Origin of the sequence: Roseobacter weihaiensis (assembly GCF_020622345.1) — a bacterium.
In the GTDB taxonomy this organism is placed as follows: Bacteria; Pseudomonadota; Alphaproteobacteria; order Rhodobacterales; family Rhodobacteraceae; genus Roseobacter; species Roseobacter weihaiensis.
Genome location: NZ_JACNMO010000017.1, coordinates 1 through 26,789 on the forward strand (window position 1 = coordinate 1; position 26,789 = coordinate 26,789).

Below are 26,789 nucleotides of genomic sequence, written 5' to 3' on the forward strand. Positions count from 1 at the left end.
ACTCGGCGGTGCGGGGCAGGCGGCAAAAGCAACAATGCGGTGGACCGGCGCAAGTGAACGAACGGCCAAGAACTGGATATCCGGTTCATATGGTCCGACAGCCGAACATCTGATCGAGCTGATGAGACATTCAGACACTGTCCTGGATGTGGTCTTAGGTTTGGCTGGACGGCAGGAAGCTATGACGATGGAGCGCGTTCAGGCTACAAGGGTTGAACTGGCCGCAATCCTTGAGAAGCTGGATCTTCTGTGTGAGCCACAAGATGGCTAAAGGCCTATTTTGCTTAATTTGCAGCTTTTCTGGCAGAGGAAAAAAGTTCTGTCGGAAAAGGAAAAACTGTTGTCATGGTTAATTTACAGATTTGTTTGAAATCAATGAGATAGTATTCCGGAAAAAGAAAGATCTCATGACATCTCACATATTGTGACGACTCATGATGGTTGACAACTTTTGGCATCAAAGTTGGCCATCCGGGCCTGATGAGCGACATAATGGCAAGGTCATCGGCCTCAAAAAGTCAGGCGCCCATTTCACCGCAAACTGCTCGATCCCCCTTCGAAGGCTCACCACCATGATCCCGGCAGAAAAACCAGGCGCGGTTCAAAAAGGCGGCGCCGGCCAAGGTCATGGCCTGTCAAAGATGCAGAAAGTTTTCCACATGCGCGCGCTGACTGTCGAATTCCGCAGCGGTGCCCTTCCAGACAATTTCACCCTTTTCGAGCACGAAGTAACGGTCAGATATGCGGGCAAGTTCGTCGAGGTTCTTATCGATCAGCAGGATCGACAGGTTGTCCTCTTTCAGGCGGCCCAGCATGGCCCAGATTTCTTCACGTATGATCGGCGCGAGGCCTTCTGTCGCTTCGTCAAGAATAAGGAGTTTCGGATTCGTCATCAGCGCGCGGCCGATGGCAAGCATTTGCTGCTCCCCACCGGAAAGCTGAAAGCCGAAGTTGCGTTTGCGGTGGCCGAGGCGGGGAAAGGCTTCATAAACCTTGTCTTCGGTCCAGCCGTCGGGTGTCCTGCGCGCGGTCGCGCGCAGGTTTTCACTGACGCTGAGAGAGGGGAAAATATGCCGCCCCTCGGGAACAAGACCAACACCCGCCTGCGCTATCCGGTAGGGCGGCGCGGCGCTCATTTCCTGATGCCCGATTGTAATCCGACCGGCGGTGGGTTTCAGCAGACCCATCAGACATCGCACGGTCGTGGTTTTGCCCATGCCATTGCGGCCCATGAGGGTGCTGACCTGACCGGCCGTGATATCCAGGTCGATGCCAAAAAGCACTTCTGCATGGCCGTAGCCCGCACGCAGACCGTTGACTGTGACAAAGGAGGTCATGCCATTCCGTCTCCCAGATAGGCGGCGCGGGCAGCGCTGTCTGCGCGGACCTCATCGGGCGTTCCGCGCGCAATCACGCTCCCATCCACAAGAACAGAAACGGTATCGGCCAGTTGGAAAATCGCATCCATATCATGTTCTACCAGCAGCATTGGCAGGCTATTGCGCAACTGCGACAGCATCGTGATGAGAGCGGCACTTTCGGTGCGGCCCAGTCCCGCCATTGGTTCATCCAGCAGCAGGAATTTGGGGTCAGCCGCCAGTGCAATGCCCAGCTCCAGCAGTCGCAACTCGCCGTGCGAGAGGTCGGAGGCGCGCATGTCTGCGCGATCAGAGAGCCCAACACGATCAAGCGTTGCCCGCGCGGTTTCGTTCAGCCCTGTCTCAGTTGCGGCATCGCGGAAAAACTGCATGCTCGATCCGGCCTTGGCTTGTGCCGCGATGGCCATGTTCTCAAGCACCGAGAAACTCGGCAAGACGGATGTAATCTGAAATGTGCGACCCAGACCCGCCTGCACCCGCTGCCAAACCGACATCTGCGTGATGTCCTGCCCACCGAGTGCGACGTATCCCGAATCGGGCTGCAGCACGCCTGAGATCTGATGGATCAGCGTCGTCTTGCCTGCCCCATTCGGCCCGATCAGAGCGTGGCATTGGTCAGGCCCAATCTCAATCGAAATGTCCCGACTGACTTTCAGGGCCCCGAAGCTTTTGTTCAGATTGCGGATTTCAAGCATATCTACTGGGCGGCCCTTCGAACCGGTTTTGCCGCAAACAGATCACTCAGCCCGCCCTTGGCAAAAAGGACCAGAAGCACAAGCAGGGGGCCGTAAATCAACCGCCACTCGTGGATGAATGAGCCGAGCACCTCTTCAACGATGACAATGAAGAACGCGCCGAGGATCGCACCGTTACGGCTGGCAAGCCCCCCGAGCACAACAACGACGATCAGATCTCCCGACCGCTGCCAGGCGGCGAGCGCAGGGCTGACGAACTCGGCGTGCTGGACCAGCAGCAGACCGGATACGCCGGCGATCAACGCCGCAATCACGTAGGCGACCAGCCTGTAGCGCCTGACCGGAAAGCCCATGACTTCAGCGCGTTCCGAGTTGTCCCGTGCGGCCCGCAGCACGCGGCCGAACCGCGCGCGGCTGAGCCGGTAAATCCCCCACCAGGTCGCCAACAGGGTGCCAAGCACAACGTAGTAAAGCCCCCCCCCGTTCTGCACGACATCGCTGCCGAACAGCGTTGCGAGCGACCAAAGAGTCAACCCGTCATCGCCGCCATACGCCGCGAGAGAGGTCAGCGTGAAATAGATCATTTGCCCGAAGGCCAGCGTGATCATCAGAAAGTAGACACCGCTGGTGCGCAGCGCGAGCGTGCCGGTCACAAGTGCGACAAGGCCCGTCACGGCAAGGGTGATGAGCAGCAGCACGAGGATATTCTCGATACCGCTCTCCAGACCGATCGCGGCGGCGTATGCCCCGACGCCGACAAAGGCTGCATGCCCCAGACTGACCATGCCTCCGTGGCCGATCAGCAGATCGAGCGAGATCGCGGCAATCGCAAGCAGCATCGCCTTGATAATGAGACCGGTCAGATACCCGGCACCGAAGACCGGCAAAAGGATCGGCAGCGCAAGCAACAGGCCGAAGATGCAGCCCGCAACAATCAAGGACCGGTCCATCATGCACCCCCCTTGGCGGGCAGCAGCCCCTGGGGTCGGAACACCAGGATGCCCGCCATCAGTATATAGATGAGCATCGAGGCCAGGGCCGGCCCGATCTGGTTGGCGAAGGACGGGTTGAACACCGCCGAGAGTACGATTGTCGCAAGGCTCCGGCCCAGCGTGTCAATCAGCCCGACAAGCAAAGCCGCCATGAATGCGCCTCCGATGGAGCCGACGCCGCCAATGATGATCACCACAAAGGCAACGATCAGGAGATTGTCGCCCATCCCCGGCTCGATGGCAAAGATGGGGGCCGCGATCACACCGGCAAATCCCGCAAGCATCGCCCCCACGCCAAAGACAATCATGAACAGTTTCTGGATATTCACACCCAAGGCCGAGACCATTTCAGGCGTTGTGGCACCAGCCCGGATCAACATGCCGGTGCGCGTGTAGCTGACGGTGAGGAACAGCGCCACCGCCACCGCAAGCCCGGCAAAAATCGTCACGAAGCGGTAGACGGGATAGCGCAGCGTTTCGGTCAGCTGGATCGAGCCTGACAGAAGCTCGGGCGGCGCGATCGAGAGCGTCGTGGGGCCAAAGAGCACTTTCGCCAGTTCGTTGAGAAAGATGATGATCCCAAAGGTCGCCAGCACCTGGTCAAGATGTGAGCGATGATAAAGATGACGGAAAACGAAGAACTCCAGCAAGAGCCCGATGAGCAGCGCCGACCCCAGGGAGAGCAAAACCGTCAGGGCAAAGCTGCCCGTGAGCTGCAAAAAGAAAAATGCCAGATAGGCTCCGACCATGTATTGCACGCCATGGGCAAGATTGATGAAGCCCATCACCCCGAATACCAGTGTCAGCCCCGCCGCGATGAGAAACAGTAACATACCGTATTGCAGCCCATTCAGGCACAGGATCAGAAAGAGGGTCATCGACATCGTACAAATCTACCTTTTGCCGCAAAGGCGCGCGCGCCATGGACGCGCGCCCCTTTGTTTCAATGGATCTCACATCTTGCAGTCTTGTGAGAAACTATCGGCGTAGTCTTCGGCAACGGTGCGCACGAAAGAGGTGTGGAACTTGCCATCATCGCGCTTGACCACTTTGAGCATGTGAAAGTCCTGGATTGGATAGTGGTTGTTATTGAAGGAAAAGTCGCCACGCAGGGAGGTAAAATCAGCTTCTTTTATAGCCGCACGCACAGCGTCCCTATCGCTCAGGTCGCCGCCGGTCTTGGCGATTGCGCTGTCGATGAGATTGGCCGTGTCATAGGCCTGCATGGCGTAGGAACCGGGGATGTAGCCGTATTTGGCCTCGAACGCCGTCACAAACGCCTGATTGGCGTCATTCGGCAAGTCAGGGGCCCAGGACCCCGCCGCAAGCAGGCCTACGGCTGCGTCCTTCTGTCCGGGCAAGGTTGTCTCATCCGTTGTGAAGACCGACATGAATTTCATGCTTTCCGACAGGCCCGCATTGGCGAACTGGTTGACCAGACGCACCCCCATCCCGCCGGGCATGAAGGTAAAGACCGCATCCGCATCGGATGTTGAAATCCGCGCGAGCTCTGCCGAAAAATCCTGATGACCAAGCGGTGTAAACACCTCGTCGGTCACGGTGCCCTCAAAGGTCTGCTTGAAGCCTTCGATGTTGTCCCGCCCCGCCTGATAATTGGGGACCATCGTGAAGACGTTTTCGAACCCTTCTTCATTGGCGATCATGCCGCTGATCTCGGCGTTTTGATTGTTCTGATAGGAGGTGACAAAGAAATAGGGGCTGCAGTTGCGTCCCGCAAAGGTTGAGGGGCCGGCATTGGGGCTGATCAAAAAGGTTTCCGACTGCACGATGGGCTTGAAAATGGCCTGCAGCATGTTTGAGAACACCGTGCCCACCACAAAGTCGACCTCGTCACGTTCCACCAGCGATGTGGCCTTCAACAGCGCGACATCCGGCTTCAGCTCGTCATCCTCAACAATCAGGTCGACCTTTTGGCCGCCCAACATTCCGTCCTTTTCATCCAACGCCAGCTGAAAGCCGTCGACGATCTGCTGGCCAAGCGCTGCCGGCGGGCCGGACAGCGTGACCACCATCCCGATCTTGAGGTCTTCGGCCCAGGCCGCCGATGCTAACGTGCTGCCAAGCACCATTGCGGCAATCGTATTTCTAAGGTGATACTTCATTCCTATGTCTCCCTGATATGCCCCTTTTGGCGGGGCGGTTTCTACGGATTTCGATGCGCACCGAGTTTGCGCTTTGTCTTACGCTGCCGTGACATGTTTTCTTGCGTTGAACCCTGCCATCTTTGCATAGCCTTTGACGATGGCCTTTCTTTCATCTGAACTCAGCACGTCATTCACGTCATCAAACCCTGCGGGGCTGCGTTTTTCCACCTCGTCGATGACCCGCTCGGGGCCGCCGATCCGGTTGATGCGTACAACTTCAGCGGTTTTGGGCAAACGATCCAGTTCATACCGGTACAGAGCTTCGCGTGGATGCTCGGTCTGTGCAAGAAGGTCCGCAAGGCTGCGTGCATCCAAAATCGCCTGCGCTGCCCCGTTTGAGCCGACAGGATACATCGGGTGCGCTGCATCTCCCAGAAGGGTGACCCGACCGTGGGTCCAGCGGGGCAGCGGATCGCGGTCTGCCATCGGATATTCGAATATCGAACCGCTTTCGCGCACCAGCGCTGCGATGTCGATACCGGGGACGTGAAAGCGTTTCGCGTAGGGCAAGACCTTGGACAGTGGTGCTTTCCTCGACCAGCTGTCGGGGGGTGGTGGCGACACGCTGGCGTCAGCCACACGGATGTTGACAACCCAATTCATCAGTTGCCGCCCGTCTTTTGCCGGGGCGATGGGATAGAGCACGAGCTTGCCGCTCAACCCCCCCGCGATGACCATCGTCTGCCCATCTTCCCAGACGGGCCATTCGACGGCACCGCGCCACATGACAACCCCGTCCCAGCTCGGCGGGCCTTCGTCAGGGTAAAAGCTGCGGCGACCGACGCTGTGGATGCCATCGGCACAGACCAGAACGTCGCCCCGGAACAGGCGTGACGAAGTGCCTTCGCGTGAATCGGTGAAATGCGCGCTCACCCCTGCCTCATCCTGCACAAATCCCGACAGACGCAGACCTGTCTGGACCGCGTCCGGTCCCATCCGCTCAATGACCGCGTCCAACAGCAGCTTTTGCAATCGGCCCCGGTGAATGGAGAACTGCGGGAAGTCGTGACCGCCATGAATACCGCGCAACTCACGCCAGACCTCCTGGCCCGTGCGGGTCAGATATCGCAGCTCGCGCGTGCGCAGGCCAACCTCATCCAGCCGCTCAAGCAGGCCGAGCCTTGCAAGTTCGGCAATCGAATGAGGCAACGTGTTGATACCGACGCCAACCTCGCGAACCTCGGCGGCTTGTTCGACCACCTGCGCCCTGATCCCGCGTTCGTGCAGCATCAATGCGGCCGTAAGCCCGCCAATCCCCGCACCCGCGATTATGACGGTCATGTGTCCTCTCCGGCGGGTGTCTCGTCCTCTGGCGGTGGTAGAAAATCGATGGCATGCGCCGCAGACACCGCCACAACCTCTGCCGGATTGGGCGTCGGGCCCATGTTGTGAAGGGCCCAGAACAGATCATAGAGCCGTGCCGCAGGGGTGACCCAGAACAGTGTCTTGATGGTGCGGTCAGAGTGGTTGAAGATACCATGCGGGATACCGCGCGGCAGCTTTACCAGATCACCGGGTTCGCCGATCGCGTCCTCTCCGTTGAGGATAAAGTTGAACCTGCCTTCGAGGATGTAGAGGAATTCATCCTGGTCCGGATGGATGTGCGGGGGCACAAACGTTCCGGGCGGCAAAGTTGCATGCCACGAAAAACAGTCCTCGGTCAGCAGCTTTGGCACATAGGTCTGGCCAAGGATATTCCACCGTATCGCGTCCAGGCCTTCTTGCGATCGGGTGATGCCGGGTTCCATTGGGGTCATGTCCCAACTCCTTCTGAGGGTGGGCTGCCAAGGAATGCGTCCGTGAGGGGGGATTGCGCGTCCTTCAGTCCTTCGAGGATGGTGAAATGATTATGCGTGCCATCGATATGGCAGGCGGTGGCAACATCCAGCCCTTGCCAGATCATTGCCATCAGGCGCGCTTGCCGGATGAATTCGGGGCGTTCCCCGCCGCCGACCCAGCAGGTCAGCGGACTAAAAACGCCGGGCGCGTGCAGGACAGGGCTTTCCGCCCAAGCCTCCTGATCATCGAGATGGAGCGTTTCATTCATCTGCGTTTGCATCAGGGGCCGAAGATCGTGCAGCCCGCTGATCGATAATGTGTGCATGATCCGAGCCCGCACAGCTTCGATCAGTGGGCTGTCATCGCAAAGCATGCGGGTGACGAGATGTCCGCCCGCCGAATGACCTGCCAAACAAATCGGGCCCTCGACCCGCGCCGCGGACATATTGATCGCACGCCCGATATCCGCAGTTATCGCCGAGATGCGGGCCTGCGGTGTCAACGTGTAACTCGGAATGCAAACGGCCCATCCCCGTGCCCGCGCGCCCTCCGCCAGATCCGTCCAGTAAGATTTGTCCAGCCGCATCCAATAGCCGCCATGCACAAATACCGCGAGACCGTGTGCAGCGCCATCCGGCCACAGGATATCGAGCCGTTGTCGCGCTCCATCACCGTAGGAGAGGTCTTCTTGAAGCCGGGCGGGTGCTTGCGTGCTGCGGTACGCCGCCGCGCGCGTCGCCCAGAAGTCCGGCAGCCTGTCGGCGTTCGGCACATGCGCCATATTCGCAAACGCGTCGTCCCAATCGTTCCCGTCAGACATCGGCCTCTCACTCTGCCGCATTGGGCGGCGGCAGAAAGTCGACCTCGTGCAACGCAGAGATGCGCACCAGCTCATCAGCGTCCGTCACCCCATCGAGCTGGATAAAAAGGTCAAATAGCCTGCGAGACGGTGCAACGCCAAAAAGGCAGGTCACCTCGCCACCGGATCGGTTGAAGATGCCATGCGCCAAACCCCGCGGCATTTTTACAGTATCGCCCGCGCCCGCCTGAGAGATATCTTCGCCGAACTCAACTTCCAAGGTGCCGCTCAAGACATAGATCCATTCATCCTGGTGCGGGTGAATATGCGGCGGAACAAAGCTGTCGGCCGGGATCACCGCATGCCAGACAAAGGTTTCATCCGTCAGGATTTTCGGCGTGTAGGTTTGCCCGACTACGTTCCAGCTATGATCATTCAGCGCTTTACCGGCCTGTGTGACACCTTTTTCCATCATGACCCTCCATTTGATCCATTCGTATGGTGCTACATGCAAAACGGACCAGACCGCTATCCAAAATGCGAACGTTTGCGGCGGAACGATATTTTAGGCTTGAAATATATGGTTTTTTGTTCAGCCTGAGGCAAGGGAGAAAATGCCTGCCATGACACTACTGCAAGATCGTGCTTATTTCTCGCAGCATCCAGTGCTGCAGACCGACGACCTCGACGAAGCCCGCTTCCAGGTTTCCAAAAAGCTTTGCGACCACCGCCTTGATATGACGCGGCGCGGCGCGCGGCTGTGCGTGACGCATAACGCCGTGCGCGGGCGGCATCTGTCGGTCAATTATCTGCGGTACGGCACGGACGTGATGGTCGATCCGGGTCACCTGAGCTCCTTTTATCTGTTTCAAATTCCGCTGTCGGGAGATGCAGAGATTGTGCACCGCGGCGACAAAATGACGGCACATAAGCGGGCGGGCACGCTGCTCAATCCCGACCGGGCTGCTGTGCTGCATTGGGGGACAGATTGCAGCAAACTATTGTTTCAGATCGACCGCGCGCATCTTGAGACCGTGGCCGAGACCCTGACAGGTATGCCGAACCCCGGGCCGATCCGGTTCGATCTGAAAGTTGATTTCACCACCAGGCACGGGCGCGAACTGCAACGCATGTTCGCAATCTGTGCCGCGGGGATCGAGCGTGGCGCGTTGTTTCAAACGCCGCTGTCGGCAAGCGATCTGCGCATCGAATATGATCTGATTGTCGCGCTGCTGACCCTTCAAAAAAGCAATATCTCGCATATCATACGGAATGCCGACAGTATGACCCGCCCGCCCGATATCCGCCGCGCGCTTGAATTCATTCACGCCAATCTCGGCAACGCAATAACGGTCCCCGATATTGCGAACGCGGTGGGGATCAACGTGCGCACGCTACAAAAAGGCTTCCAGCGTGCGTTCGGTAAAACCCCTCAACAGGTCTTACGAAACGCCCGTCTGGATACAGCGCATTATCAGCTTCTGGCCCGCCGTGACACGCCGAGCGTGTCTGACACGGCACTCGCTTGCGGCTTCTCTCACCTTGGCCGGTTCTCCGCCTACTATCGCGCACGGTTTGGTCGCTTGCCAAGTATGCGCCGCTAGAGCCGACCACAGCGGCCTGACCGGGCTGCACCCCATGAGGCAAACGACGCCTTCATGCCGCCTCATGGGGATGTACCTTGAACACTCAGGTCGTTTTTCATGCGCCACGCTGCCTGTCAGCCTGGCGGACAGCTGTGTGCGGTTCGCCTGATGCACGCGGGTTTCGGAGTACGACGACCAGCCTCGGCGCCCCGATAACAAGATCGTGTTTCGCCCGGTTTCCGGCTGGTCAATCGGCCTCAGGCGGGGGTGCAAATCAAGAGGTGCAGTTCGGCACTGCGGGCCTCCCCACAGCGCCCGCATGGCGCGGCCCGGTTTTTTGCGAATGTTACCGTGTGTTTGGCGGCAATGTTGGAACGTCACACGCCCGGTCGTCATCTCGAGGAACCGCATTTTGGCCGGGTAGCGGCCCGACCAGATGTCGCGCTGACAAGCAGAGAGCTTTCCGCGAGCCGATGTCATAAAGCGCTCAATTTGAGTGGATCGAAGCTCTGTCCGTACTATATCAAAAGTAATGCTGACTAGTCGTTTTTAGTCCCGTGGCGTCAGGTGTTCCCAAGTCAGATTGGCGTGGAAACTTGCCCGGTTCGGTATACTGCCCATCAATCATCAACAGGAGGTTCCCCATGATTAACTTTACACTGAATGGCGAAGCCCGGCAGCTGGACGTTGATCCGAACATGCCGCTGCTTTGGGCGTTGCGAGACGAGCTGAAGATGACCGGCACCAAGTTTGGATGTGGCGTCGCCTTCTGCGGGGCCTGCACTGTTCATGTTGACGGCTTCCCTGCCCGCTCTTGCCAGACCTTTATCGGAGACCTTGAAGGGGCTGAGGTGACAACGATCGAAGGGGTCGACACCGACGCGGCCAAGGCCGTTCAAGACGCGTGGGTAGAGCTGCAGGTTCCGCAATGTGGTTACTGCCAGTCCGGACAGATCATGTCGGCCACAGCACTTCTGGCAGACACACCTCAACCAACGGATGAGGATATCGATGCGGCGATGGAAAACAACATCTGCCGCTGTGCGTCCTATGTACGCATTCGCAAGGCGATCCATCGCGCCGCTGAAATCATGGAGGCTTAAGATGCTGCATAACCTGAGAAAACATCTTGCTGATCCCGTCGTCCAGCCGTCGCGCCGCGGCTTTTTGAAGCTTTCTGCGGGGGCTGCTGGCGGTCTCCTGATCGGCGCGGCTGTACCCCTTCGCAGTGCTGCGCAGAATGCCCAGACGACCGAGTTGATCACGCCCTTCGTCCATATCACCGCCGACAACAAGGTCCTCGTGCTGAGCAAGCATCTCGACAAGGGGCAGGGAACGGCCACCGGCCTGGCAACCCTGGTCGCCGAAGAACTTGGCGCCGCCGCAGACCAGGTCGAAGCTGATTTTGCCCCCGCCAACGTCGAACTCTACGCCAATCTGGCGTTTGGGGCCCAAGGCACCGGCGGATCAACGGCGATGCCCAATTCGTGGGAACAATACCGCCAGGCCGGGGCGACGGCGCGTGCGATGCTGATACAGGCCGCGTCATCGGAATGGGATGTCCCTGCGAGCGATATCACGGTCTTGGACGGTGTTGTGTCCGGCGGCGGTAATTCGGCCACTTTCGGCGCATTGGCCGGCCTCGCAGCGCAGCAGCAAGCCCCAAGCGACGTCACGCTAAAGACGCCGGATCAATGGAAGTACATTGGGAAAACCTTCGCCCGGGTCGACGTGCCGCAAAAGTCCCGGGGCAGCCTCGGCATGTTCGGCATGGACGAACAGCCCGAAGGTGGCCTGGTCGCCGTCACGGCAAGGCCACCGCGTTTTGGCGCAGAGTTGTCGTCTTACGACGCCTCGGCGGCAATGGAAATGGACGGCGTGATGGGCGTGTTCGAGATACCGGAAGGCATCGCTGTTGTTGCAACCAATACCTGGATCGCGATGCAGGCGCGGGACGCCCTCGAACTGGTCTGGGATGAGGCGACGGGCGAAACCCGCGGCACCGACGAGCTGATTGCAGAATTCCGGGCCCTGCTCGATCAACCTGGCAGCCCCGCAGAGCCACGCGGCGATGCCGCAGCGCGCCTCGCCAACGCCGCACAGGTGATCGAAGCCGACTACTTTTTCCCTTATCTCGCACACGCATCAATGGAACCACTGGACATGACGGTGCTTTACGATGGTGCTTCCGCTGCGTTCTGGGGCGGGTCTCAATTGCAGACCACGGACCATATGATGGCCGCATCCACGCTCGGTCTCGATCAGGATCAGGTGGAGATCAACACAAAGTGGGGCGGTGGGTCGTTCGGTCGCCGTGCAACCGGAGATGCGCATCTGGTCGTCGAAGCAGCACATATCGGCAAAGCATGGCTCGACGCCGAAAACGAGGCGCGCCCGATCAAACTGGTCTACAGCCGAGAGGATGACATCCAAGGCGGATACTACCGACCGATGACGCTTTACCGTGTGCGGGCGGGCCTTGATACGGATGGGAACATCGCTGGCTTTGAGACACGGATCGTCAGCCAGAGTATCATTTCCGGAACGCCGTTTGAGCAGTTTCTAGTGCACAATGGCGTGGATCACACCACGGTCGAAGGGATTGCACCGACCCCCTACAGCATTCCGGACATGTCAGTCGACGTGCACCACCCGCAGGTCGGTGTCCCGGTCCTTTGGTGGCGATCCGTGGGGCACACGCACACGGCCTACGTCATGGAAACCATGATGGACGAGCTTGCAGAAGCGGCAGGCCGCGATCCAATCGAGTTTCGCCTTGCCTATTTGGATAACGACCCCCGTACGGCGGGTGTGTTAAGGCTCGCGGTTGAGAAAGCGGGGGCTGTGCCAGAGGGGCTGCACCGGGGGATCGCCGTGCACAAAAGCTTTGACAGCTATGTCGCGGAAGTCGCCGATATCCGCATGCGCGAGGACGGTACGGTCAAGGTCGAACGTGTGGTATGTGGTGTTGACTGCGGTGTGGCGATCAACCCGGATAATGTCGAGGCGCAGGTCGAGGGGGGGCTGGGCTATGGTCTCTCGGCTGTCTTGCGGGAGGAGATTACCCTGACGGATGGTGAAGTCGATCAGTTCAACTACCCCGATTACACTCCGCTCAAGATCTCCGATATGCCTGAGGTGGAGGTGCATTTGGTCGCATCGACGGAGGCTCCCACCGGCATTGGTGAGCCGGGCACACCGCCCATCGGTCCGGCCATTGCCAACGCGATCTATGCAGCGACCGGCACGCGTATCCGGGAATTGCCTCTGTCCAGGCACGGGTTGGCCTGATTGGCATTATAAATGTCAGGCGCAGACCTTGATCTGCTCATCACCTCGGCCCACCAACAGGTAGGCCGAGGTGAACGGTAAAAGCCAGATGGCATAGCTGATCGCTACAGACGACCGAAACGACTATCATAGTTTGACGCCCATCGCAGTGAAGTCACCAGTGTGGTCACGATTTGGATACAGCTTCTATTTAGACCGGGCAGAGTGCTGCGCATCGTCAGCTTCGGACTGATATTCGAAGAGATCACCGGGTTGGCAGCCAAGCTCTGCGCAGATCGCTTCCAGTGTGCTGAAACGCACGCCGCGCACCTTTCCAGACTTTAGAAGAGACAGGTTTTGCTCCGCGATACCGATGCGTGCGGCGAGATCGCGGGAGGTCATCTTGCGCTTTGCGAGCATGACGTCGAGGCGGACGATGATAGGCACATCAAACCACCTCTCGATGATCGCGCCAAAGCTCTGCCCCGAGCGCAAAGGCGCGGGCCATGAAGCCGGCGATGAGCGCCGAAAGAGCGACGGAGATCTGCGGCGTCCCCACGCCGAGGCTCACGCTGCGCTCGCCGTCCGGAAAGTCCCATGTCGCGACAAAGGAGACGATCATCTGGGACATGAGCCCCAGAGCCAACAGCGCCCACAGCCAGCGGGAAAGCGTCCGCGCCACATGCCCCGCAGTCTCGGGGTCGCCCTCGGCCAGATGCCCGAACATTCGGCGCGCCGTCGCCAGAAGCACGATCCAGATCGCGAGATGAAGTGCCGCGACCCCCAGGAGAACGGCGTTTTGCCAGGCCTGCATCGGACCGGTCAAAAGACCGCTCACGCGGGCGATGTTTTCGCCCGTGTCGGCAGGTTCCGTGACTGCGCCGTAGGCCAGCACCACCGCAAGGACAACAAGCAGAACGACGCCGCAGGTTATGACCATTTGAATGCGCCGCGCGGGCCCAGTGAGAGTATTGGGATCGACCACCGTTTGTTCCCCTTCAAATACTTCATGTTTTACATTAAATCTTTAATGCGAATCGTATCACATACAGGAATTCAATGCATCATAATTTCACCCTGCCCGCCCTTCTCAGTCTCGCATGTGCGCTGACCCTATCGGCCTGCGCTTCCGTTAATCCCGCAGGGTTGATGGCGGCAAGCAGGCTCGACCCCCTGAACACCGCACCGACCGAGATTGCCGTCGCGGTGGGTGTGCCGGACACCCTGCGCCTCGCCAATGGTGACGTGCAGCTCTACATGGGTTTCAAGGGCGGAAGCGCGACATCGACCGTCATCGTAGAGGAAACGGTGCCTTTACAGGTAAGCCCTGTCACCGCCGGAGAGTTGCAACCGAATGCGGACGGCGAGCTGATCTATGCGGCGCGCCTGGCACCCGAGGATGCCGCGCGCATTGCAAGGGCGCAGGCCGAAATCAAGCAGCTCAGGGCACGGGGGATCGAAGGGCAGGGAACGCTCAGCGTTGCGGTCACCGGCGGCTGCCTCGTGGAACCCTTGCTCGACACCCTGCTCATAAGCACTTGGCTGCAAACCAGCCCTGAGGATGGTTTCGTCAGCCTGACGCGACAGCAGGATGTGTTCCGGGTGCTTGGTGAGAGCGATGCAGCAGCCTTGCGCTCCCAACTCGTCCCCTGCGGTGCGTAGAGCAGTTGACGGATGCGATCCGGCAATGGCCGGTCGTCGGTTCTCATCGTCCGGCGCGCCCCTTCGTCCATGTGGCGTTTGATCGGTCGAACCCGCGCGCCCGTTCAGGTCTTCCGGATCGGCCAGACACAGCAGGCCTTCGCATCACAGCGATACCGTTTGATCCCGGTTGCCCTCATCAGCGCCACGAAGCGTCAATTAGGTGCCGCCAAGACAGGTTTAGCAGAAACGGCCAGGGTCGTCTTTCAAGGACGAAGTGCCTTCGGGGGGCAGTCTCTGAAAGATGTTTCGGTGGGTTCCTCTTGGGCCTCAGCTTGCAGAAGAACCACCGGTAGCCCAGGTTCAGATGGGTTTCCTCGACCAACCGCCGCGCAGATCGGATGCCTGTTCGATCACCTAGACTGAACCCAACATCAAACTCTGCTTCATCAGAATGCCCCTCTACCGCCAACCCAGGCTGAAAACGCTCTGCTCCCTCGAAACTAACCTTCTTGTGCCGCAGGTTTTCGTCCGGGGAAAACACTCTTGATGGCGACATAGAATATCGGGGTGAAAAACAGCCCCAGGAAGGTGACGCCCGACATCCCGAAGAAAACTGCAGTCCCTAGCGCCTGCCGCATCTCTGCCCCTGGCCCGGTGGCGATCAGCAAGGGCACCACGCCCAGAATGAAGGCGAAGGCCGTCATCAGGATTGGCCTGAGCCGCAGACGGCTTGCCTCCACGGCGGCGTCCCTGGTGGACAGCCCGCGTTCCTCCTGCGCCTGTTTGGCAAATTCGACGATCAGGATCGCGTTCTTGGCCGCAAGGCCCACCAAGACGATCAGTCCGACCTGTGTCAGGATATTGTTGTCCATCCCGCGGTACATCACACCGGCAAGGGCTGACAGAACCGCCAGAGGCACCACAAGGATAATGGCCAGCGGCAGCGCCCAGCTTTCGTAGAGGGCTGCAAGAAACAGGAAGGCAAACAGGACCGAGAAGATAAAGATGTAGGTCGCCGTATTGCCCTGGTTGCGTTCCTGCAGCGCCAGTTCCGTCCACTCGTAATCCACACCGGGAGGCATCAGCGATGTGGCCAATTCCTCCATCGCGATCAACGCTTCGCCGGTGGAGAACCCTGGCGCGGCTGAGCCCTGAACGGGCACCGAGACCTGTTGATTGTAGCGCTGTACAAGTGCAGGGCCGGCGGTATCGACCACAGAAACCAGCGTGCCCAGCGGGACAAGGCCCCCTGTCGCCGTTGGCACCCTGAGAGCCGTGATATCGTCTTCTTCGAGGCGGAATTGCTCATCCGCCTGGGCGCGCACCTGAAACAGGCGCCCAAAGGAATTAAAGTCGTTCACGTAGGCAGAGCCAAGGTTGATCGCCAGCGTTTCGAAAATGGCTCCAATCGGCACGTTCAGCATCTGTGCGCGGACCCGGTCTATCTCAAGATAGACCTGCGGCGAACTGGCGGAGAAAGTCGTGAACACGCCCTGAACCTCATCGGTCTGCGCCGAGGCGCCCATGATCGCATAGGCTGTTCCGAGCACGCGCGACATATCTGCGCTTTCGTTCTCCTTCAGCTGCAGTTTGAAGCCGCCACCGGTGCCAACGCCGCTCACGGCGGGGGGGGCGATGGCGATGATGAAGGCTTCGCGCAGCGACTGCATTCTGCCAAAGAGCTGCCCCACGATGGCCCCTGAACTCAGACCGGTTCCTGCCCGGTCTTCAAAGCTGTCGAAGCCGGTAAAGATGACGCCCTGGTTCGTGGCATTGGTGAAGGTTGCACCGGAAAAGCCCGCGAAAGCCACCGCATTTCTTACACCGGGAGTGGCGAGTGCGATTTCGGTTGCCTGCCGCATCACCGCATCCGTCCGTTCAAGGGAAGCGCCATCGGGCAGTTGGACCACGACGATGGCGTAGCCCTGGTCGGCATCGGGGATAAAGCCGGTTGGCACGCGTTCGTTGATCCACCAGGTTGAGCTCAGCAGGGCCGCAAACACCACCAGCGCCGCGACGATCGTCTTGGTGGAGCCGACCAGAAAAGACACCACACGGGTGTACCCCGCCGTCATGCGACTAAACGCGCGGTTAAATCCGTTGGCCAAAGGGGTCGTCAAAAACCTGATGGGATTCCGGGAGGGTGCGGCAGATCTCGGCTTGAGAATAGCTGCGGCTATCGCAGGTGACAGGCTGAGCGAATTGATCGTGGAAATTACCGTTGCGACCGAAATGGTCACGGCAAATTGTCTGTAGAATTGCCCTGTGATCCCCGGCACGAACGCAGATGGTACAAAGACTGCAATCAGCACAAGCGTTGTGCCGATGATGGCGCTTTGCACCTCATCCATTGTGCGCGCGGAGGCTTCGCGCGGGGTCATCCCATCCGCGATATTGCGTTCGACATTTTCGACCACAACAATGGCGTCATCGACCACGATCCCGATCGCGAGGATCAATCCGAAAAGTGTCAGCAGGTTCAGCGTATAGCCCAGGGCCAGCATCACGGCAAAAGTCCCGATCAACGAGACCGGGATGGCCAGCAGCGGTATGATCGCCGTGCGCCAGTTCTGCAGGAAAACAACAATCACGACGACCACCAGCAGTACCGCTTCAAAAAGCGTCTCATAGACTGCGTCGATGGAGGCTGCGATGAATTCGGTGGGGTTGTAGGCCACCCGGTATTCCAGCCCCGGCGGGAAATTCTCGGCCAGATCATCCATGAGCGAAATGATCTCATCCGCCGAGGCAAGCGCGTTTGATCCGGGGCGTTGGAAGATACCAAGCGCCACGGCGGGTTTGTTATCGAGATAGGAGTTCGTGACATAAGAGCGCGCGCCGATCTCGACGCGTGCGACATCCCGAATGCGCACGACACGCCCGTCGTCAGAGGCCTTCACGATCACCTCGCCAAATTCGCGCGGGGTTTGCAGCCGACCTTGGGTTGTGATGGCAACCTGAAAGGCGCTGTCACTGTTGTTCGGTGGGGCTCCCAGAGAGCCGCCTGAAACCTGGACGTTCTGCTCGCGCAGCGCATCCACGACAGCCCCGGCGGTCAGCCCAAGTGAGGCCAGCCGGTCCGGGTCCAGCCAGACGCGGGCGGAGAATTCGCGTTCGCCAAAGATTATCAGATCTCCGACACCGTCGAGCCGCACAAGCCTGTCCCTGACCTGAGAGCGGGCATAGTTGGACACATAGAGCTGGTCAAAACTGTCGTCAGGGGACAGCATATGCACGACCATCATCAGGTCGGGGGACGATTTGGTTGTGGTCACGCCCAGGGAGCGAACCTCTTGGGGCAGGCGCGGTTCTGCGATCGCGACCCGGTTTTGCACGAGCACCTGTGCTTGATCCAGATCGGTCCCCAGCTCGAAGGTGACGGTCAGGCTCATTGATCCGTCAGCGGTCGAGTAGGACGACAGGTAGAGCATGTTTTCGACGCCGTTGATTTCCTGCTCAAGCGGTGTTGCAACGGTGGCCGCGATGGTTTCGGCATCGGCGCCGGGGTAGGTGGCGCGCACCACAATCGAGGGAGGCGCAATTTCCGGGTATTGTTCGATCGGGAGCTGATTGAAGGAAATCAGCCCCACAATTGTCATGATCATGGCGATGACAATCGCAAAGATCGGGCGTGTGACGAAAAAGCGTCCCATCCTAGTTTGCCGCGACCAGCGGGAGTTCCACCATTTCGGGTGTGACGACGCTCCCGGGTCGTGCCCGGATAATACCTTCAATCACAATCACTTCGGTGCCATCAAGGCCTTCGCGGATCACGCGGTATCCATCAATGCGCGGGCCCGGTCGGACGGGGGTCGGCGTCACGTTGCCTTCCTCGTCAACTGTCATCACCAGCCGGCGGTTCTGGTCGGCAACAATTGCCTCATCGGGGATCAGGATACCTTCATAGGGCAGTGAGCCCGGCACATTCACACGGCCAAAGAGGCCCGGCGTGAGGATATCATCTGGGTTCTCCAGTATCGCGCGGACCCGCATGGTGCCGGTTTCCTCGTCGATGCGGTTCTCGGAAAAATCCAGAATGCCGGTCTGAGGCGGAATGCTGTTGTCGGAAAGCGACACTTTCACCTCCAACTGCCCAGCCCCTTCCTGCAGAGAGGCCCCGCGGGCCCGCGCATCCCGCGCGTAGGCCAGAAAATAGCGTTCGTCGATGTCAAAATAGAAGTAGATCGGATCTGAGGATACGATCGATGTCAGGACCGTTTCATTTGCAGTGACAAGATTGCCCGGATCAACCTGCGACTGGTCAATTCTGCCGGCCATAGGGGCCGCAATGCGGGAATACTCCAGATCAAGCTCAGCGAGTTCCAATGTAGCGCGGGCCTGTTCCAGCGCACCCTGCGCGGCCAGGTAAGCTTCGCGCCGTTCGTCGACTACGCTCTGTGCGATGTTGCCGTTCAACACCAGTCTTTCCGCACGTTCCAGCTGTTCTTCGGTGAAATCATACGTGGCTTGCGCCACATCGATCTGGGATTGAGCCTGCCGAAAGGCTGTTTGAAACTGGCGCTGATCGATTGAGAAGAGCAGCTGGCCCTCCTCCACGAGACTGCCATCGGTAAAGTGAACCTCCTGCAGATACCCCGACACGCGCGCTCTCAGGACAACCTCGGCCCGCGCTTCAAAGCGTCCGACAAACTCGTCGTCCTCGACAATGGTTTTTACCACCGGCTTTGCAACGGTGACCGGCGGTGGCCCGTCTTGTGCGATGGCGTTCTGTGCTATCGCGCCAAGTGCGAGCAAAGTGAGGGAAGCAAGTAGGTTTTTCATCAGAGGATCGCCCGTTTACCAAGACGTTCTTTGTAGCCCAGAAGTGTGCAGGGTCAAACCATTTGCCGTGCAGCGTTTCTTGCGTGTCGTTCGTATCCGGGCTGAACCTGAATTCAGCGCTGCCGAGGCATAAGGCTGGCAATTCGTTGTGTTTTCTCCGAAATTCATTGATACCCCTGATTTGTCTGGGCCGGGAAAGTGTGGCAAATCCGACCAACCACACATTGTCGTGTGCCCGGGCGGTCTGGCGCATACCTGCGCAGAGAAGTGCAACAGTTTCGTAACAGGGTCTTTGCCCGCGGGTTGGCAAAGCCTACCGGAGACACCCGCGCGGTATCGCCACTGCTGGCGATGAGGCAAAACCTGCCGGAGCAGGCAAGGTTTCTTAACCATGGCATGATAGACGTAAGTGACGACGCGCAGGCCCTCACGAAGGGGCCGGGGCGTCCTTGGAGGGCCACAACCCTCAAGAGCATGCCTTCTGAACGGTGGTCCGTTGGCGGCCCTATTGTCCTGTTTCGGGCGGGATCACTCTGAAGGTCGCTCTTTGCTCGCTTAAAGGGTGGTATTTGTGCGATGGTGATTAAAAAGTGGGCGATATGAGGACATTTCTTCTGGCAAGTGCGGCGTCACTTCTTGCAGCGAGCAGCGCGCTTGCGCATGACGGTTTGCACCATGTGTTTGCCGGTTGCGTTGGTCGCCTGTCGGCAGAAATGGAGCATGCCTGGCTTGTCGGCAGCGCGGAGGCGGATGCTTTTGGGGACCAGCGGTTGGTTTTCCTGTCCCTGCTCGAGGCAACCACGCCCCCTGAGCATGCGCGCACCACGCTGAACTACCGGATCGAGGTAAAGATGGCACATGCGTCTCTGTTGACGCAGGCCACTTTTCAGGGGGATACGCCGCAGGCCCGGGCAGCCGGTAACATGGCGTTTGCGCATCTATCCGCGTGCCAGCGGCTGCTTTTGGATACCTGAAGTCGGCCATTTATCGCCGCAAGCTGAATTTTTAAGCGATCTCTGACCGGACGGTGAAAATTTAGGCGCTGTGTCATGTATTCCGATCACGGTCAGGCCAAACGACTCCATCCCCTCCGACACATCGACATAACGTGATGCGGGGCCGAACAGGCTCCCTGAGAAACGTGCGACGGCGTCGGCCTAGGAACCAAGTCACCATCGCACGCCGCAATGACATTGCGTGGTTGGGATATGGGCAAGTCGACTGCACTGCACAAGCCCGCCGCGCATCGTAAGAGAGGAAATACGATGTCACGAAAACTGCTAGGTGCAACGACTGCGCTTGTGCTTGCCGGTACTGTACCGGCGCTGGCTGACTGCCCGGTCAAAGTGGGTGTGCTGCACTCTCTGTCCGGCACGATGGCGATCTCCGAGACCACGCTGAAAGACACGATGGAAATGCTCATCGAACAGCAAAACGAAAAAGGCGGCGTTCTGGGATGCGAGCTCGAAGCGGTTGTGGTTGACCCCGCGTCTGACTGGCCGCTTTTCGCAGAGAAAGCACGCGAATTGCTGACGGTGCATGAAGTCGACGTGATTTTTGGCAACTGGACATCTGTATCGCGCAAATCTGTCTTGCCGGTGATCGAAGAGCTGAACGGCCTGCTGTTCTATCCGGTCCAGTATGAGGGCGAAGAAAGCTCCAAGAACGTCTTCTATACAGGAGCTGCCCCGAACCAACAGGCAATCCCGGCGACGGACTATTTCCTTGAAGAGCTGGGTGTCGAAAAGTTTGCCCTGCTCGGGACGGACTACGTCTACCCGCGGACCACAAACAATATTCTGGAATCTTACCTGCAGCAAAAAGGCATCCCGGCTGAGGATATCTTTGTAAACTACACGCCTTTTGGCCATTCTGACTGGTCGAAAATCGTGTCTGATGTCGTGGCCCTTGGGGCAGATGGCAAAAAGGTTGGTGTGATTTCCACCATCAACGGCGACGCCAATGTGGGTTTTTACAAAGAGCTGGCCGCGGCAGGCATTTCTGCCGATGACATCCCTGTTGTGGCCTTTTCGGTTGGAGAGGAAGAGCTTTCGGGTCTGGACACGTCCAATCTTGTGGGTCACCTCGCCGCCTGGAATTATTTCCAGTCCGCTGACACCGACGCCAATGCCGCCTGGATCGAGGCCTGGAAAGCCCGCATGGGTGAGGACCGCGTGACCAACGACCCGATGGAGGCGCATTACATCGGCTTTAACATGTGGGTGAACGCCGTCACAGCAGCAGAGACCACCGATGTTGATGCCGTGCGCAGTGCCATGTACGGGCAGGAGTTTCCGAACCTGACCGGCGGGACAGCCGTGATGTTGCCGAACCACCACCTGGCGAAACCGGTGCTGATCGGTGAAATCCAGGAGGACGGCCAGTTCGACATCATCTCGCAAACGGATGAGGTGCCGGGAGATGCCTGGACGGACTACCTGCCTGAATCTGCGGTGCTGAAGTCAGACTGGCAAGAACTCGGCTGCGGTATGTACAACACCGAGACGTCTTCCTGCGTGCAGATCGAATCCAACTACTGATCTTGAGTGAGAGATCCGGGGCGCGCGCTGTTTGAAGGTGCGCGCCCCTGCTAGCCAAAGGGGCTTCCTGCGACATGTTATGTTTTGTCCGGCACGTCATCCTGTGCAGTGTTTTGTGCTTTTCTGCCGCTGTCCCGGCAGTGGCACAGGACATCGGAGCACCGATACAGACGCTGCTCCAGACCCACGGGGAGGTGATCAAGCAATCCTCCCGCCGCACGATCGGTCCCGCGATTGACGCTCTCGCGGCCAGTGGCCTGGACGACGCCAAGACCGTGCTGGAACGCTGGCAGAACAAAGAGATGTGGTTTGAGGCGGAGACCGGGGTCTTCGTCTTTGCCGCCGCAGCTGAGGGGGGAATGCTCCGCCTCTTTGATGTCGCCGGCGGCGTTGAGATTGGGGTCACGGAAAAGCGGCCCTACAAGCAGTTGAAGCCCAATTCGGGCATTCGGGGGCTGATTTCGGCGGCCCTGGTTCAATTTCAGCTCAACGATCCTGATCCCTCCGAACGGGCCAAGGCCCTCACCGCGATTGAACGGGACGCGGACGCCTCGCATCTCGCGGCGCTGCGCGGCGCCATCGACGGTGAAACGGTGCCTGAGCTAAAGGCCAAGAAACAGCGTCTGGAGCGGTTGCTGACCATCCGGTTTTCCGACGATGATGCCGACCGGATCACCGCGATCCAGAGCTTTGCCGGTGATCTGGGCGTGGATGTGCGGGCCGCGCTCAATCCCCTCGTCGCCACCCGTCTCGATGTCGCCGATACGCTGCCCGAAAATGCGATGCCGGTTGAGGTGGGGACAGAGGACCTCTCCCGCGCGAGGGCCTACGCTCTGCTGGTCGATAAGGAGCTTGCAGCCGCGCAGACAGATCCCGCAACGCTGCGCGACACGCTGATTGCCAACATTGACGCGGGCACTGTCGCGGGAGTGCAGGTGGCCTCTCTGGACACGGACGACGCCCGCATGGCGGCCTACGCAGCGCTGGCTGCGCAGGGCCTTGCCGCGCCGCTCGTCACAGAAGCCGACGTCACTGCGGCGCTGGAGGCCTTCCAGTTTTTCGAAGTGTTTACGGGCGCGCCGGTTTCCGTCGCACAGGCGGCCCAGAGGGCGCTGAGCGATATCGAAACCCGCGTGGCCCTCAACCAGACCGCCGATCTGGCGCTGGACGCACTGTCGCTCGCCTCGATTTATTTCCTTGCAGCGATTGGGCTTGCCATCACCTTCGGCGTCATGGGGGTCATCAATATGGCCCATGGCGAGTTCATCATGATGGGCGCCTACACGGGCTATGTGGTGCAGCTCTTTGTGCCGGATTACACGCTGTCGATCCTGCTGGCGATCCCGCTCGCCTTTGCCGTCACCTTCAGCGCGGGTGTCGCTATGGAGCGGCTGGTGATCCGGTGGCTCTATCACCGCCCGCTTGAGACCTTGTTGGCGACCTTCGGGGTGTCGATTGCCCTGCAACAACTGGCCAAGAACATCTTTGGTACCCAGGCCCGGCCCCTCACGGCGCCGGGTTGGCTTGACGGGTCGCTCATCATCAATGACATCGTCTCGATCAGCTATATCCGCATTGCGATCTTTGTGCTGGCGCTGCTGTTTCTGGCGCTGTTCCTGTTTGTGATGAAACGGACGCGGCTGGGGCTCGAGGTCCGCGCGGTGACGCAGAACCCGCGGATGGCGGCCTCCATGGGGATCAACCCCGACCGTATCAACATGCTGACCTTCGGGTTCGGCTCAGGCATTGCGGGCATCGCCGGGGTTGCCATCGGGCTTTATGCCAAGGTGACGTCCGAGATGGGTACGGATTACATCGTGCAAAGCTTCATGACCGTTGTGGTGGGCGGCGTGGGCAACATCTGGGGGACCCTGCTGGGGGCCACCTTGGTCGGCACGCTGCAAAAGGGCATCGAGTGGATGAACCCCTCCAACACGCTGGCGGCGCAGACCTACATGATCCTCTTTATCATCCTGTTCATCCAGTTCCGGCCGCGCGGGATCATCGCGCTCAAGGGCCGGGCGGCGGAGGCGTAGCATGGCGGATATCGCACTGACGCCCCCCCGCAGACCGTTTGTCGCGCGCTACCCGTCCGTGATCATCTTCATCGGGCTTCTGGCGCTCTTTACCATAGGCGTCACGGTGCTGTCCGAAGGCTTTGGCATTGGCGTCATCTCCACCAGTTTTGTCAAAACACTGGGCAAGACACTCTGTCTGTGCCTCGTTGCACTCGCCATGGATCTGGTCTGGGGATACTGCGGTATCCTCTCTCTGGGCCATATGGCATTCTTTGGGATCGGCGGGTACGCCATCGGCATGTGGCTGATGTACGCGCGGACCGAGATCATCGTGCGCGATAGCCTCGCCGCTGCCCCGCTGCCCCCCACACCGCAAGAGATATCGGACGGGATTGCGGGGCAAATCTTTGGCGTCGTGGGCGCGTCGGAGTTCCCGCCCATCTGGGCCGTTGCTCATTCGCTGCCCTTGCAACTGGCGGCGGTGGTGCTGGTGCCGGGGCTGATCGCGCTGGTCTTTGGCTGGCTCGCCTTTCGCAGCCGGGTCACGGGGGTCTATCTCTCGATCCTGACGCAGGCGATGACATTGGCGCTGGCGCTCTACCTCTTCCAGAATGACAGCGGACTGCGCGGCAACAACGGCCTCTCCGGCCTGCAAAACCTGCCGGGGCTCGGCCATGTGCCACAATCCACGCTCTCCGTGATCTTCCTCTGGGCCTCGGCGCTGGCGCTGGGTCTGGGCTATCTGCTCTGCGCCTGGGTGGTATCGGGCAAGTTCGGGTCGGTGATCCGGGCCATTCGCGATGACGAGGCGCGGGTGCGGTTCCTGGGCTACTCGGTCGAGGCCTACAAGCTCTTCATCTTCACCTTCACCGCGATCCTCGCGGGCATTGCGGGCGCGCTCTATTACCCGCAGGCAGGCATCATCAACCCTGCTGAGCTTGCGCCCATCGCCTCGATCTATCTGGCGGTCTGGGTCGCGATTGGCGGGCGGGGGCGGCTTTACGGCGCGGTGATTGGCGCGGCCTTCGTGTCGCTGCTGTCGACCTGGTTCACCGGCGGGCAGGCCCCCGACATCAATCTGGGGGTCTATACCGTGCAATGGGTGGACTGGTGGACCATCCTGCTGGGGCTGTCTTTTGTCGCGGTCACACTCTTTGCGCCGCGCGGTATCGGCGGGCTCTTTGACCTGATCTCTGACCGCCGCAGCCCGGACAGGCACGGTGCGGACCTTGGCCCCGGCACCGGGGCCCTGCAGGAAAAGGAGGCGGAGAAATGAGCACCCTTCTGGAAGTTTCCGGCGTTTCCGTTTCGTTTGACGGATTCAGGGCGATCAACAATCTGACTTTTCAGATCGGCGCGGCAGAGATGCGCGCGGTGATCGGGCCCAATGGGGCGGGCAAGACGACCTTCATGGACATCATCACCGGCAAGACCAAACCCGACAGCGGTTCGGTGCTCTGGGGCGAGAAATCGGTGTCGCTGCTGTCGATGTCGGAAAGCCGCATCGCGCAGGAAGGCATCGGCCGCAAGTTCCAGCGCCCCACCGTGTTTGAGGATCAGTCGGTTGCGGACAACCTGATGCTGGCACTCAAGAAGAGCCGCAGCCCGTTTGCCGTGCTACGGTTCCGGCCCTCAAGCGAGGACCACGACAAGGTGGCCGAGCTTGCGGACCGTATCGGCCTGTCGGCGGCCCTGCATCGCAAATCGGGTGAGCTGTCGCATGGGCAAAAGCAATGGTTGGAGATTGGCATGCTGCTGGCCCAGGACCCGCGCCTTTTGCTGGTGGATGAACCTGCGGCGGGCATGACCCCGGCCGAGCGTGAGCACACGACAGAACTGCTGGTCGAGGCCGCAAAGACCCGCGCCGTGGTCGTGGTCGAGCATGATATGGAATTTGTCCGGCGGCTCGACTGCAAGGTGACAGTCCTGCACGAAGGGTCCGTGCTGGCCGAAGGCTCGCTCGATCACGTCACCGCAAACGAACAAGTCATTGAGGTCTACCTTGGGCGATAACCTTTTGCAGATCGACGATCTGACGCTGCACTATGGCGGCAGCCAGATACTGAACGGTATCAGTATGGCGGCCGCCAAGGGCCAAGTGACCTGCGTGATGGGCACCAATGGCGTGGGCAAAACCAGCCTGCTCAAGGCGATTTCGGGCACCCATCCGCGCAGTGGTGGCGGCTATCGTCTGGACGGGCAGGAGATCGGCAAGGCAAATGCACATATGCTGGCCCAGAGGGGGGTGGCCTATGTCCCGCAGGGGCGCGAGATTTTCCCCTTTCTGACCGTGCGCGAAAATCTTGAAACCGGCTTTGCCTGTCTGCCGAAAGACCAGCGTGTCATTCCGCAAGAGGTTTTTGAGCTCTTCCCGATCCTCAAGGAGTTTCTGGGTCGTCGCGGCGGAGACCTCTCCGGCGGGCAACAACAGCAGCTCGCCATTGCCCGCGCGCTGATCACGCGGCCCAAACTCTTGCTGCTGGACGAGCCGACCGAGGGCATCCAGCCCAATATCATCAAGCAGATCGGCGAGGTCATCAAACTGCTGCGCCAGCGGGGCGACATGGCGATCGTGCTGGTTGAGCAGTTCTTTGATTTCGCCTTCGAACTTGGGGACCATTTTGTTGTGCTGGAGCGGGGCAAGATCAAGCTGGATGGGCGTGCAGGCACCATTGAGCGGGACCGGCTGCACGCGGCGGTCTCGGTCTAGGGTTTTTCCGTCGCGGCACTTTTGAACCAGTCGATGAACCGGGCCTGCGCCTCGGGATTCTGCGTGGTGCGTTGCGCCAGATAGTACCTTTCGCGGGCCGGAAAGTTGGGCAACGGCAGCGTGACCAGCCGCCCGTCGGTCAGCGCCGGGGCCTGTTCGAGCTGCGCGATGGCGGCCGCCACATCCGGCACCAGCAAACGGCCTGCCTGCGTCAGGCTCAGCGCGCGATGTCCGCGCACAAACAGCGGTGTCCCTAGCTTTTGCTCCAACGCCCGCACGTTCTGACTGATCGCGGATTGGGTAAACCCAAGCTCCTGTGCTGCCAGCGTAAAACTGAGGTGCCGTGCGGTGGCGTCAAAGGCACGAAACCAGGTGACCGGGGGCAAAGGCTTTTTCATCTGGCTCAGCTTGCATTAGCAAAGCTTATGCT

The 26,789-nt window shown here is 59.6% G+C and carries 24 protein-coding genes and 1 pseudogene; 11 read left to right on the forward strand and 14 right to left on the reverse strand.

Annotated features, from left to right (window positions below; translation table 11 throughout):
- Positions 1 to 271: pseudogene (locus tag H7847_RS17330) on the forward strand (hypothetical protein); the annotation flags it as partial.
- Positions 272 to 635: 364 nt separating this feature from the next.
- On the opposite strand, the gene H7847_RS17335 reads toward H7847_RS17330, so the two are convergent.
- The 9 genes from H7847_RS17335 to H7847_RS17375 form a co-directional block, all read right to left on the reverse strand.
- Positions 636 to 1,337 (reverse strand): ABC transporter ATP-binding protein, encoded by a 702-nt coding sequence (locus H7847_RS17335; RefSeq protein ID WP_227270741.1) that lies wholly within the window; start codon positions 1,335 to 1,337, stop codon positions 636 to 638.
- Complete coding sequence (locus H7847_RS17340; RefSeq protein WP_227270742.1) at positions 1,334 to 2,074, reverse strand: ABC transporter ATP-binding protein; 741 nt, start codon at positions 2,072 to 2,074, stop codon at positions 1,334 to 1,336. The genes H7847_RS17335 and H7847_RS17340 overlap by 4 nt, the downstream gene beginning before the upstream one ends.
- 2 nt (positions 2,075 to 2,076) lie before the next feature.
- On the reverse strand, positions 2,077 to 3,027 hold the full coding sequence (locus H7847_RS17345) for a branched-chain amino acid ABC transporter permease (protein ID WP_227270743.1): 951 nt from the start codon (positions 3,025 to 3,027) through the stop codon (positions 2,077 to 2,079).
- Complete coding sequence (locus tag H7847_RS17350) at positions 3,024 to 3,950, reverse strand: branched-chain amino acid ABC transporter permease (RefSeq protein ID WP_227270744.1); 927 nt, start codon at positions 3,948 to 3,950, stop codon at positions 3,024 to 3,026. The genes H7847_RS17345 and H7847_RS17350 overlap by 4 nt, the downstream gene beginning before the upstream one ends.
- Before the next feature lie 69 nt (positions 3,951 to 4,019).
- A complete protein-coding gene (locus H7847_RS17355; protein WP_227270745.1) occupies positions 4,020 to 5,189 on the reverse strand; it encodes an ABC transporter substrate-binding protein in 1,170 nt (389 codons plus the stop codon).
- Positions 5,190 to 5,267: 78 nt separating this feature from the next.
- Positions 5,268 to 6,512: a flavin-dependent oxidoreductase gene (locus H7847_RS17360; protein WP_227270746.1), complete on the reverse strand. Its 1,245-nt coding sequence runs from the start codon at positions 6,510 to 6,512 to the stop codon at positions 5,268 to 5,270.
- Positions 6,509 to 6,988, reverse strand: coding sequence for a cupin domain-containing protein (locus tag H7847_RS17365; protein ID WP_227270747.1), 480 nt, complete (start codon positions 6,986 to 6,988; stop codon positions 6,509 to 6,511). The genes H7847_RS17360 and H7847_RS17365 overlap by 4 nt, the downstream gene beginning before the upstream one ends.
- Positions 6,985 to 7,830, reverse strand: a complete 846-nt coding sequence (locus tag H7847_RS17370; protein WP_227270748.1) for an alpha/beta hydrolase — start codon at positions 7,828 to 7,830, stop codon at positions 6,985 to 6,987. Before H7847_RS17370 ends, H7847_RS17365 begins: the two co-directional genes overlap by 4 nt.
- 7 nt (positions 7,831 to 7,837) lie before the next feature.
- Entirely contained in the window at positions 7,838 to 8,281 is a 444-nt protein-coding gene (locus H7847_RS17375) for a cupin domain-containing protein (RefSeq protein ID WP_227270749.1), read from the reverse strand.
- A gap of 151 nt (positions 8,282 to 8,432) precedes the next feature.
- On the opposite strand from H7847_RS17375, the gene H7847_RS17380 reads away from it, so the two are divergent.
- The 3 genes from H7847_RS17380 (at position 8,433) to H7847_RS17390 (ending at position 12,686) form a co-directional block, all read left to right on the forward strand.
- The gene (locus tag H7847_RS17380) at positions 8,433 to 9,413 is read left to right on the forward strand and encodes an AraC family transcriptional regulator (RefSeq protein WP_227270750.1); all 981 of its coding nucleotides are present in this window, start codon (positions 8,433 to 8,435) and stop codon (positions 9,411 to 9,413) included.
- Positions 9,414 to 10,039: 626 nt separating this feature from the next.
- Complete coding sequence (locus H7847_RS17385; protein WP_227270751.1) at positions 10,040 to 10,498, forward strand: (2Fe-2S)-binding protein; 459 nt, start codon at positions 10,040 to 10,042, stop codon at positions 10,496 to 10,498.
- Between the two features lies 1 nt (position 10,499).
- The gene (locus H7847_RS17390) at positions 10,500 to 12,686 is read left to right on the forward strand and encodes a xanthine dehydrogenase family protein molybdopterin-binding subunit (RefSeq protein WP_227270752.1); all 2,187 of its coding nucleotides are present in this window, start codon (positions 10,500 to 10,502) and stop codon (positions 12,684 to 12,686) included.
- A 186-nt stretch (positions 12,687 to 12,872) separates the two neighbouring features.
- Here H7847_RS17390 and H7847_RS17395 read toward each other — a convergent pair whose 3' ends face one another.
- Positions 12,873 to 13,112, reverse strand: a complete 240-nt coding sequence (locus tag H7847_RS17395; protein ID WP_227270753.1) for a helix-turn-helix domain-containing protein — start codon at positions 13,110 to 13,112, stop codon at positions 12,873 to 12,875.
- Position 13,113: 1 nt separating this feature from the next.
- On the reverse strand, positions 13,114 to 13,650 hold the full coding sequence (locus H7847_RS17400) for a hypothetical protein (protein ID WP_227270754.1): 537 nt from the start codon (positions 13,648 to 13,650) through the stop codon (positions 13,114 to 13,116).
- Between the two features lie 74 nt (positions 13,651 to 13,724).
- Here H7847_RS17400 and H7847_RS17405 point away from each other — a divergent pair, with 74 nt between their 5' ends.
- A complete protein-coding gene (locus H7847_RS17405) occupies positions 13,725 to 14,327 on the forward strand; it encodes a hypothetical protein (RefSeq protein WP_227270755.1) in 603 nt (200 codons plus the stop codon).
- A gap of 482 nt (positions 14,328 to 14,809) precedes the next feature.
- On the opposite strand, the gene H7847_RS17410 is transcribed toward H7847_RS17405, so the two are convergent.
- Entirely contained in the window at positions 14,810 to 17,962 is a 3,153-nt protein-coding gene (locus tag H7847_RS17410) for an efflux RND transporter permease subunit (protein ID WP_227270756.1), read from the reverse strand.
- 1 nt (position 17,963) lies between these two features.
- Entirely contained in the window at positions 17,964 to 19,091 is a 1,128-nt protein-coding gene (locus H7847_RS17415) for an efflux RND transporter periplasmic adaptor subunit (RefSeq protein WP_227270757.1), read from the reverse strand.
- A 599-nt stretch (positions 19,092 to 19,690) separates the two neighbouring features.
- Here H7847_RS17415 and H7847_RS17420 point away from each other — a divergent pair.
- The 6 genes from H7847_RS17420 (at position 19,691) to urtE (ending at position 26,359) form a co-directional block, all read left to right on the forward strand.
- A complete protein-coding gene (locus tag H7847_RS17420) occupies positions 19,691 to 20,065 on the forward strand; it encodes a hypothetical protein (RefSeq protein ID WP_227270758.1) in 375 nt (124 codons plus the stop codon).
- 291 nt (positions 20,066 to 20,356) lie between these two features.
- On the forward strand, positions 20,357 to 21,631 hold the full coding sequence (gene urtA / locus H7847_RS17425) for an urea ABC transporter substrate-binding protein (protein ID WP_227270759.1): 1,275 nt from the start codon (positions 20,357 to 20,359) through the stop codon (positions 21,629 to 21,631).
- A 74-nt stretch (positions 21,632 to 21,705) separates the two neighbouring features.
- A complete protein-coding gene (gene urtB / locus H7847_RS17430; RefSeq protein ID WP_227270760.1) occupies positions 21,706 to 23,667 on the forward strand; it encodes an urea ABC transporter permease subunit UrtB in 1,962 nt (653 codons plus the stop codon).
- 1 nt (position 23,668) lies between these two features.
- Positions 23,669 to 24,925 (forward strand): urea ABC transporter permease subunit UrtC, encoded by a 1,257-nt coding sequence (gene urtC, locus H7847_RS17435; RefSeq protein ID WP_227270761.1) that lies wholly within the window; start codon positions 23,669 to 23,671, stop codon positions 24,923 to 24,925.
- Positions 24,922 to 25,662 carry an urea ABC transporter ATP-binding protein UrtD gene (gene urtD / locus H7847_RS17440; protein WP_227270762.1) on the forward strand — a complete coding sequence of 247 codons (741 nt, stop codon included), beginning with the start codon at positions 24,922 to 24,924 and terminating at the stop codon, positions 25,660 to 25,662. The genes urtC and urtD overlap by 4 nt, the downstream gene beginning before the upstream one ends.
- Entirely contained in the window at positions 25,652 to 26,359 is a 708-nt protein-coding gene (gene urtE / locus H7847_RS17445) for an urea ABC transporter ATP-binding subunit UrtE (RefSeq protein ID WP_227270763.1), read from the forward strand. The genes urtD and urtE overlap by 11 nt, the downstream gene beginning before the upstream one ends.
- On the opposite strand, the gene H7847_RS27030 is transcribed toward urtE, so the two are convergent.
- Positions 26,356 to 26,757 carry a LysR family transcriptional regulator gene (locus H7847_RS27030; protein ID WP_319799781.1) on the reverse strand — a complete coding sequence of 134 codons (402 nt, stop codon included), beginning with the start codon at positions 26,755 to 26,757 and terminating at the stop codon, positions 26,356 to 26,358. The genes urtE and H7847_RS27030 overlap by 4 nt on opposite strands.
- Between the last annotated feature and the right edge of the window lie 32 nt (positions 26,758 to 26,789).

What these genes read in the sequence shown, in the direction of transcription:
- H7847_RS17375 (WP_227270749.1), bottom strand. Translation starts at nt 8,281, where the DNA reads ATGGAAAAAGGTGTCACACAGGCCGGTAAAGCGCTGAATGATCATAGC.
- H7847_RS17415 (WP_227270757.1), bottom strand. Translation starts at nt 19,091, where the DNA reads ATGAAAAACCTACTTGCTTCCCTCACTTTGCTCGCACTTGGCGCGATA.
- H7847_RS17360 (WP_227270746.1), bottom strand. Translation starts at nt 6,512, where the DNA reads ATGACCGTCATAATCGCGGGTGCGGGGATTGGCGGGCTTACGGCCGCA.
- H7847_RS17365 (WP_227270747.1), bottom strand. Translation starts at nt 6,988, where the DNA reads ATGACCCCAATGGAACCCGGCATCACCCGATCGCAAGAAGGCCTGGAC.
- H7847_RS17420 (WP_227270758.1), top strand. Translation starts at nt 19,691, where the DNA reads ATGAGGACATTTCTTCTGGCAAGTGCGGCGTCACTTCTTGCAGCGAGC.
- H7847_RS17345 (WP_227270743.1), bottom strand. Translation starts at nt 3,027, where the DNA reads ATGATGGACCGGTCCTTGATTGTTGCGGGCTGCATCTTCGGCCTGTTG.
- H7847_RS17405 (WP_227270755.1), top strand. Translation starts at nt 13,725, where the DNA reads ATGCATCATAATTTCACCCTGCCCGCCCTTCTCAGTCTCGCATGTGCG.
- H7847_RS27030 (WP_319799781.1), bottom strand. Translation starts at nt 26,757, where the DNA reads ATGAAAAAGCCTTTGCCCCCGGTCACCTGGTTTCGTGCCTTTGACGCC.
- urtA (WP_227270759.1), top strand. Translation starts at nt 20,357, where the DNA reads ATGTCACGAAAACTGCTAGGTGCAACGACTGCGCTTGTGCTTGCCGGT.
- urtC (WP_227270761.1), top strand. Translation starts at nt 23,669, where the DNA reads ATGGCGGATATCGCACTGACGCCCCCCCGCAGACCGTTTGTCGCGCGC.
- H7847_RS17390 (WP_227270752.1), top strand. Translation starts at nt 10,500, where the DNA reads ATGCTGCATAACCTGAGAAAACATCTTGCTGATCCCGTCGTCCAGCCG.
- H7847_RS17355 (WP_227270745.1), bottom strand. Translation starts at nt 5,189, where the DNA reads ATGAAGTATCACCTTAGAAATACGATTGCCGCAATGGTGCTTGGCAGC.
- H7847_RS17380 (WP_227270750.1), top strand. Translation starts at nt 8,433, where the DNA reads ATGACACTACTGCAAGATCGTGCTTATTTCTCGCAGCATCCAGTGCTG.
- H7847_RS17410 (WP_227270756.1), bottom strand. Translation starts at nt 17,962, where the DNA reads ATGGGACGCTTTTTCGTCACACGCCCGATCTTTGCGATTGTCATCGCC.
- H7847_RS17335 (WP_227270741.1), bottom strand. Translation starts at nt 1,337, where the DNA reads ATGACCTCCTTTGTCACAGTCAACGGTCTGCGTGCGGGCTACGGCCAT.
- H7847_RS17370 (WP_227270748.1), bottom strand. Translation starts at nt 7,830, where the DNA reads ATGTCTGACGGGAACGATTGGGACGACGCGTTTGCGAATATGGCGCAT.
- H7847_RS17340 (WP_227270742.1), bottom strand. Translation starts at nt 2,074, where the DNA reads ATGCTTGAAATCCGCAATCTGAACAAAAGCTTCGGGGCCCTGAAAGTC.
- H7847_RS17350 (WP_227270744.1), bottom strand. Translation starts at nt 3,950, where the DNA reads ATGTCGATGACCCTCTTTCTGATCCTGTGCCTGAATGGGCTGCAATAC.
- H7847_RS17385 (WP_227270751.1), top strand. Translation starts at nt 10,040, where the DNA reads ATGATTAACTTTACACTGAATGGCGAAGCCCGGCAGCTGGACGTTGAT.
- urtD (WP_227270762.1), top strand. Translation starts at nt 24,922, where the DNA reads ATGAGCACCCTTCTGGAAGTTTCCGGCGTTTCCGTTTCGTTTGACGGA.
- urtB (WP_227270760.1), top strand. Translation starts at nt 21,706, where the DNA reads ATGTTATGTTTTGTCCGGCACGTCATCCTGTGCAGTGTTTTGTGCTTT.